We start from the raw sequence: 6,293 nt of genomic DNA, 5'->3' as shown, positions 1-6,293 counted from the left end.
CGCTACGACTATATGAGCGAGAAACGGGATGCCTTGGAGCGTTGGGCCGATCGGCTTGCCGGCATCATTGCAGGCAAGAGCCACATCGAACCTCTGCGAGCGAAGGCAGTTGCATGAACCGGTCTGAGCAGTCGCCGTTCGACCCCGAAACCCTTCTGCCGCTCGTCGAAGTCTTCGCGGTTGATCCCTCTGACTGCGGCCGCAATCGAATGATTGTCGGCTAATGGACGCGCTTTGCCTTGCCTATCGGGAGCTGTTTCACCGATCCTACGTCCTTTCGGAACGCCGTGACAAACGCACGCCGACACCACCGCCATTTTCAGGAATGAACTCGATGCCGGCATTCTCAAGCGTTTTCTGGAGGAGATATCGCGTTCCTGTTTGAGGAACAGAACGCTCGTTTTCGAAATTGCGAATGGTAACAGCACTCGCGCCGGAGCGGGCGGCGAGATCCTCTTGCGTCCATTTCAACAGCGCTCGTGCGGCGCGACATTGGGAAGAATCCATGCCGCAAACTGGTGATAACTCCCGAAAATCGCAAGCCTTTTCGGAAAACGTTGACAATGGCTTTCTAAAAACAGACAATCCTTTCGTTTTTAGAAAGCGGCCGCACCGAGTGCGCGAACACTCGATGCGGCCTCACCAAAACCCCAGCTGTTAGGAGCTCGGATAATGGCTGATTCCGACAGTAGCATGAGTTCGTTTTTCGTCACCCGGCGGCGCTTGCTGGCGGGCACGGCTACGGCCGCGGCGGCGTGGCCCTTCCAGGGAAAGTCGCGAGCCGCCGAACTGACGGACGGCAGCAGCGCGGCTGATCCTGCTCTTCGTCTGTGTGGCGACTGGCAAAAGATCCATGATGAGACACTGACGCTGTGTCACGAACAGCAGCAGTTGGAGACACACCTCGCCAGGACCGTCGGCTTTCCCTGCGCCGAGGTGCGACTTGCCGATGGTACGAACGTGACGCTCCATTCCATCGAGAGCCTGAACGATGCCTACTCTCCTGAAAATGAAGTCGAATTGGGCAGGGCGCTTGCAGATTTCGCGGCACACCAGGCGCGCTGGGACGCTGCTGATGCTGAGATCGGCTATTCGAGAACAGACGAACTGATCCGGCAATCGGAAACAGCCGAAAGCGCACTTCTGGAGGATCTACCGCAGACAGTGGCCACGTCCATCGAAGGCATTTTGGCCAAGCTCGAGGTCATCCTGCGTGACGGTGAGCACTGGGAACATCCAGACGATTTCCCCTGGCCGCATATCCGATCGGTGTTGGATGACCTCGCCCGCCACACCATAAATATCGATCCGGCGACGATCGCCGGATCGATCGGGTAATCGATAGCTGACGGCTCTTATAGGCGGAGAGGAAGCTGTCTGCCTCAAGGGAAGCCTGATCGATCGCCGGCGTCACGGCCGCTCCGCTGAACGCTTGCTCTGTCAGCCTGAGGGGCGGCCACCGATTCGGCGCGGGCTCTGAAAGGAGATAAGCGGCCAGTTCTGGGCGGTTCGACCCAAAGTTGACTTGGTTGAGCGTGAGGCCGACCATCGTTTCTGGTTTGCCGTGTTCGTTCGCCTCGGCGACGCTTGTAATGGACATGGCCCACTGGGCTCAAGCAATAGCCTCGCCGCCGTGACCGCTGCGTCTCGATGAAGCCCAGTTTTCCGCGCAGTGTGCATCACCCTCATCACGCCTTGTCGCCCTGGTCTTGTGGACGCCACGAAACGGGATTGGAGATCCAGCGACTGATATCGGATTCATGCCAGCCTGCACCGGGGATACTGATCTGAATCTGGCGTGGGAAGGTGCCTTTGGCGATCTTGCGATAGATCGTGGATCGGGACAGACCGGTCCGGGAAAGAACGGTTTTCAGGCGGATGATACGATCTGGTTCAAGCATGGTCGCGCTGCCTTCTGTTGGCTGTTCTTGATTGCTCCTGATCCAGAGAGGACAGACACTTACGGGCGTGCAAGAGGTTTTCCGCCGACGTCGTACCCCGGCCTAGAGACGGCGGCAAATGGGATGGGTTTAGAGTCCAATGCCACGGCCCCGCCCAAGCTCGATACCGTGATTGAAGGCGTTCTAAGTCCGAAACGAAGGCCTGAGACCGAAGAATCCGTGCCCTGAGACAGTCCATACGCGCCCCGAGTCCAGTTTGCCTGGGGTTCCTGGAAGCTTTTCGAACTTTCTGGGTCACTCCACAGCCCAAATTGCGGGTGCTCATGGACAAAGTGGGATACTAGTTTCGGCTTTTCCATGCCTTTGCAGGGATCGACCCCAGTGGCACGTTGCGCCCGATAGCGCGACGGCATGACTTCCAAGTGTGAACGGCAGCTTGGCGCCCAACCCCCGACGCTAGGATCTCTCTCAGTACCGCTCAAAAAGCGCACATTCCGAGTTCTCAGGGGCAGCTCGATCCAGTGGCGGACGTTCGATGTGAGCTTCCTGGCGGTAACGGCCGTCCATGTCGACGGCCAAAGCTAGTGCAGGAACACACTAGACCTGCTGGGGCCTGTGTTCTACTCGCCGCCGATCGGCCGATTGCAGGGCAGAGATGCAGCGTTCCAGCCGTTGAAGCCGCGATTTGCTGGAATGAATGTGGTAGCCGAGCTCGGTAAGCCTTCTTGGCTTGGCAGCCCCTGTCTGGGTAAGTAGCTCAGTTTCCAGTCGGACGATCTGTTCCCTGAGCATTTGGGCTTCGGCCAGCCGCATTTGCCGGATCCAGCTTCGACCTCGCATTCTCCCGGTCCTCCACGCTTTAGTCAAAAGCCCCGGAGGCGCTGCTGCTCTGGTGGGTTCTCGATTGGGCGCTGTTCGGAGTCACGCAATGTCCGTCACCATCGTTGGATATTTTGTGGCTCGCGCGTCCAACCGCGGTTCAAACCTCGACCAATATGCGTCGGCATCTGTGCGCGGCAATCTTTCGATGGGATTTTTTCGCGGCTGGGTTTGGTCAAATTGAGTGACACTCGGAGCCTATGTGCCGACTTAAAAGCGCGATCGGCGAGACGCTCCTTCAGCCGTCTACTGCACGGACGAGGCCCGTAGCAAACCTATCGTTCGCTCGCCCAGCATCGCATGGACGGCAGAGGCGATGATTGAGCCAAGACGCGGTCGGATGCAGCCACTTCGCTGGGCAGAGCCGCTTAACTCTGGTCCACAAACGTTGCGTTTGTGTGGTACAGAACTGCTGTACCATCGTTAAGTGGAATCAAAATCGAACGACCGGGAACCGGGTCATTCGAGGAACAGTTTACATCCCAAATGGTAAAGACGCTCAGCCAGGCTGCATGGAAGAGTGTTATATAAATTAGAGAATTCTAATAGATGCCGTGAATGTGTTTCCTGCCGCCCATGACACCGACGGACTAACATGATTTCTTCTGATCACGAGCTTGATGACGGCTTCAATTCATCCGATCAGGATTTGCAGTCTGTTTCTTCGATTACCGGTGAGTGGACGATTGCGACACAGCGGGGCAGGGCGACCTATTCCCTCATGCCACCCGGGCTGCACACCTTCGAGGCGAGTGAACACGTTGTCTTTGTCGGTCTCGAGGCCGCACCCGTGTGTGCCACACTTGGAGGGGGCAAGGCCGAGCGCTATGACGCGCCGGCAGGAAGCATCATTGTCAAGCCGGCACATCTTGAAGCGCGGCTGCGTCTATCACAGGCGCGGGAGAGCGCCACTATCGTCTACCCGGACGACAGTCTCAAAGAACTGGCCAGGCAGCAATTTGGCCCAGTGGAAACGGAGCTGACGCCTCCGCCCCTGGGCACACGGGACGACAATGCGTTGCGTGTCGCCCAACTGCTCAAGACGGAGCTCACGAAGAAGGAGGGCGCAAACCGCTTCCACGTCGAGCAGCTGATCGCGATCCTGGGCATTCACGTGCTTCACGCATATGCCATACGAACCAGCGGGCCGGAGCAGTTCAAGGGCGGTCTTTCCAGGCAGTCCGCGCAGAAACTGCAGGAGTTCCTGCGAATCAACCTCGCCCGCAAGATATCTGTCGGCGAGCTAGCCGCACTTGCAAAGCTTTCACCGAAGCATTTCACCCAAGCGTTTAGCCGAAGCTTTGGGATGACGCCGCATCGCTACCTTTTGGACCTCCGGCTCGACCACGCCACGCGTCTGTTATCGAACCGAGACATGACCATTGCGGAGGTTGCCTATCTAAGCGGGTTTTCAAGCCAGAGTCATTTGACAGCTGCGATGAGGAAGTTCCGGGGCGCGACCCCGACCCGCTTTCGATCCTCAATCTAGCGTGCGATTTCGGGCATCAGTTAAGGCAATATTAGCGTTACGAAATAATGAGTTGTGATATTCCAGTAACACTCCGGTAGAAGTGTCTAATCAAAACAAAGCGCGTCGGACGTTTTTGTCAAACGTCGTACCTTTTTGAAATACGTCCGGATGTTTCCATGCCCATGTTGGCGCCAGTGTCCTGATTCCTTGGGATGCATTGCATTAAGACTTTCTAATGTAGGGGGATACATGGCTGGGTTGGCCTGCGGCGGGACCATCCATGACCAGAAGGACGGCGGCGACAGTGCCGGCGACCCGAGGCTGAAAGCCGGCCACCTTCATCCTAGGCGCGCATCCTCTCAAGCGCTACCGGGTCCCAAGGGACGGGCGGCGAGGCAAGCAGATAGGCCTATCTTCTCCCAGCTACTGCGCGGTGGCCGGATGACCAAGTGGAAGGGCGAAGCGGCGAGCTACGCCGCTCATATGGCGCAGCCGGCCTCCGCGGCGGCGCGGGCGTTGGCCGCCCCGCTCCTGCCAGCGGTCCTGCTGATGACGCTGGCCACGGGGCCGGCCGCCACCGCCGACAGAAACTGGGATCCCAACGGCACGGCGGCCGGAACTGGCGGCACTGGGACCTGGGACGTGAGCTCCAATCGGTGGAGTCCCAACAGCGACGGCGTCAGTGGTCCTTATACGCCGTGGAGCAACGCCGCTCTCGACAATGCCATCTTCGGCGGCGCCAGCGGAACAATCGCCACAGTGACGCTGGGCGCGCCGATCACCGCGAACAGCCTGACCATCAACACCAACACGACCTATACGGTCACGGGCAGCACGCTGACACTCGCCGGTGCCACCCCGACGATCACCACCAACGGTGTCGCAACCATCAGTTCGATTCTGGCCGGCACTGCGGGACTGACCAAGGCGGGAGCGGGTACCCTGACCCTCACCGGCGCCAATACCTTCGGCGGCGGTATCAATGTGACCGCGGGTAGGTTGAACGTCAGTGGCGATTCGGCGCTCGGCGCCGCCAGCAATGGCATCACCTTGTCGGCGGGCACGATTTTGCAAAGCACTGGCGCGCTCGCCGCTAGCCGCGTTGTTACGCTGCTCTCCGGCACCGCCGCCATTGGAGGAGGTGTCGGCTCTGCGCACATCACCGGCGCCGGCGGCTTTTCCCTGGTCGCACAGACGGTGCTGAGCGATGATACCAATGATTTCACCGGGGCGGTCGCTACCGACAGCTTCAACCTGTACTTCACATCGATCGGCAACCTGGGCGAGGCAAGCGCGCTCGGCGCGGCAACCACGGTGGCCAACGGAACGGTCTTCGTCCGCAATGCCTCCGCCGTCTATACCGGCAGCGGCGATACTTCGAACCGCAGCTGGAACATGGCGCCTAGCACCGGCTCCTCCGCCCTGACAAATCAGGGAACCGGCACGCTGACCGTAACCGGAGACATGACAGCGGGCGGCGGGTTTGCAGCATCTGTCATTCTGAACGCGCAGACGGCGGACCTTGGAGTGCTGGGCGTCATCAGCAGCAACCTTGCAACCCGGCCCTTCATATTCATGGGCGGCGGGACAAACCGCACTATCACATTGGGTGGAGCCAACACCTTTGGTGGTGCCGTCACGATCCAGACCGTTACCGTGAAGGCCAGTTCACTGGCGAACCAGGGGGCCGCCAGCTCGCTGGGTTCAGGCTCAATCATCAACCTCAACACCGGCGTATTGTCCTATACCGGCGCGGGGGCCAGCACCGACCGCATACTGTCGCTCAACGGCGCCAGCGCGATCCTCAATGATGGCACCGGCTCGCTGGCGCTGAGCGGCGCGGCCTCGTTCAATCCAGCCAATCCGGGCGACACCTTCACGCTTGGCGGCAGCTTCGCCGGCGGCAACACCTTTTCGGGCGCGATTTCCGGCAACGGCAATCTGGTCATGAACGGCGCTGCCGGCCCGCAGGGTTCCGCTGGTGACGGTAGTCGACCCGACATATGTGTTGGCGCCGCTGAGCAGGCAGCTGTTTCCCGCCG

The 6,293-nt window shown here is 59.5% G+C and carries 6 protein-coding genes; 4 read left to right on the top strand and 2 right to left on the bottom strand.

All coding sequences use genetic code 11. From position 1 onward, the window contains the following. Positions 1-267: 267 nt before the first annotated feature. Positions 268-507, bottom strand: a complete 240-nt coding sequence (locus EN906_RS19075) for a helix-turn-helix transcriptional regulator (RefSeq protein ID WP_127271801.1) — start codon at positions 505-507, stop codon at positions 268-270. Between the two features lie 165 nt (positions 508-672). Here EN906_RS19075 and EN906_RS19070 point away from each other — a divergent pair, with 165 nt between their 5' ends. Beyond that, positions 673-1,338, top strand: a complete 666-nt coding sequence (locus EN906_RS19070; RefSeq protein ID WP_127375303.1) for a hypothetical protein — start codon at positions 673-675, stop codon at positions 1,336-1,338. 350 nt (positions 1,339-1,688) lie between these two features. Here EN906_RS19070 and EN906_RS19065 read toward each other — a convergent pair whose 3' ends face one another. Beyond that, positions 1,689-1,901 (bottom strand): AlpA family phage regulatory protein, encoded by a 213-nt coding sequence (locus tag EN906_RS19065; protein WP_127269046.1) that lies wholly within the window; start codon positions 1,899-1,901, stop codon positions 1,689-1,691. 928 nt (positions 1,902-2,829) lie between these two features. On the opposite strand from EN906_RS19065, the gene EN906_RS38820 reads away from it, so the two are divergent. The 3 genes from EN906_RS38820 to EN906_RS19055 form a co-directional block, all read left to right on the top strand. Beyond that, positions 2,830-2,964: a hypothetical protein gene (locus EN906_RS38820; RefSeq protein ID WP_256754990.1), complete on the top strand. Its 135-nt coding sequence runs from the start codon at positions 2,830-2,832 to the stop codon at positions 2,962-2,964. A gap of 411 nt (positions 2,965-3,375) precedes the next feature. Next, on the top strand, positions 3,376-4,269 hold the full coding sequence (locus EN906_RS19060) for an AraC family transcriptional regulator (RefSeq protein ID WP_127269045.1): 894 nt from the start codon (positions 3,376-3,378) through the stop codon (positions 4,267-4,269). A gap of 423 nt (positions 4,270-4,692) precedes the next feature. Continuing rightward, on the top strand, positions 4,693-6,293 hold a 1,601-nt coding region (locus EN906_RS19055), incomplete at its 3' end, for an autotransporter-associated beta strand repeat-containing protein (RefSeq protein WP_206529124.1).

This window comes from Mesorhizobium sp. M7A.F.Ca.CA.004.06.1.1, assembly GCF_003999135.1.
Classification (GTDB): Bacteria; Pseudomonadota; Alphaproteobacteria; order Rhizobiales; family Rhizobiaceae; genus Mesorhizobium.
This window is presented reverse-complemented; position numbering and strand designations above follow the sequence as displayed.

What these genes read in the sequence shown, in the direction of transcription:
- EN906_RS19060 (WP_127269045.1), top strand. Translation starts at nt 3,376, where the DNA reads ATGATTTCTTCTGATCACGAGCTTGATGACGGCTTCAATTCATCCGAT.
- EN906_RS38820 (WP_256754990.1), top strand. Translation starts at nt 2,830, where the DNA reads ATGTCCGTCACCATCGTTGGATATTTTGTGGCTCGCGCGTCCAACCGC.
- EN906_RS19075 (WP_127271801.1), bottom strand. Translation starts at nt 507, where the DNA reads ATGGATTCTTCCCAATGTCGCGCCGCACGAGCGCTGTTGAAATGGACG.
- EN906_RS19065 (WP_127269046.1), bottom strand. Translation starts at nt 1,901, where the DNA reads ATGCTTGAACCAGATCGTATCATCCGCCTGAAAACCGTTCTTTCCCGG.
- EN906_RS19070 (WP_127375303.1), top strand. Translation starts at nt 673, where the DNA reads ATGGCTGATTCCGACAGTAGCATGAGTTCGTTTTTCGTCACCCGGCGG.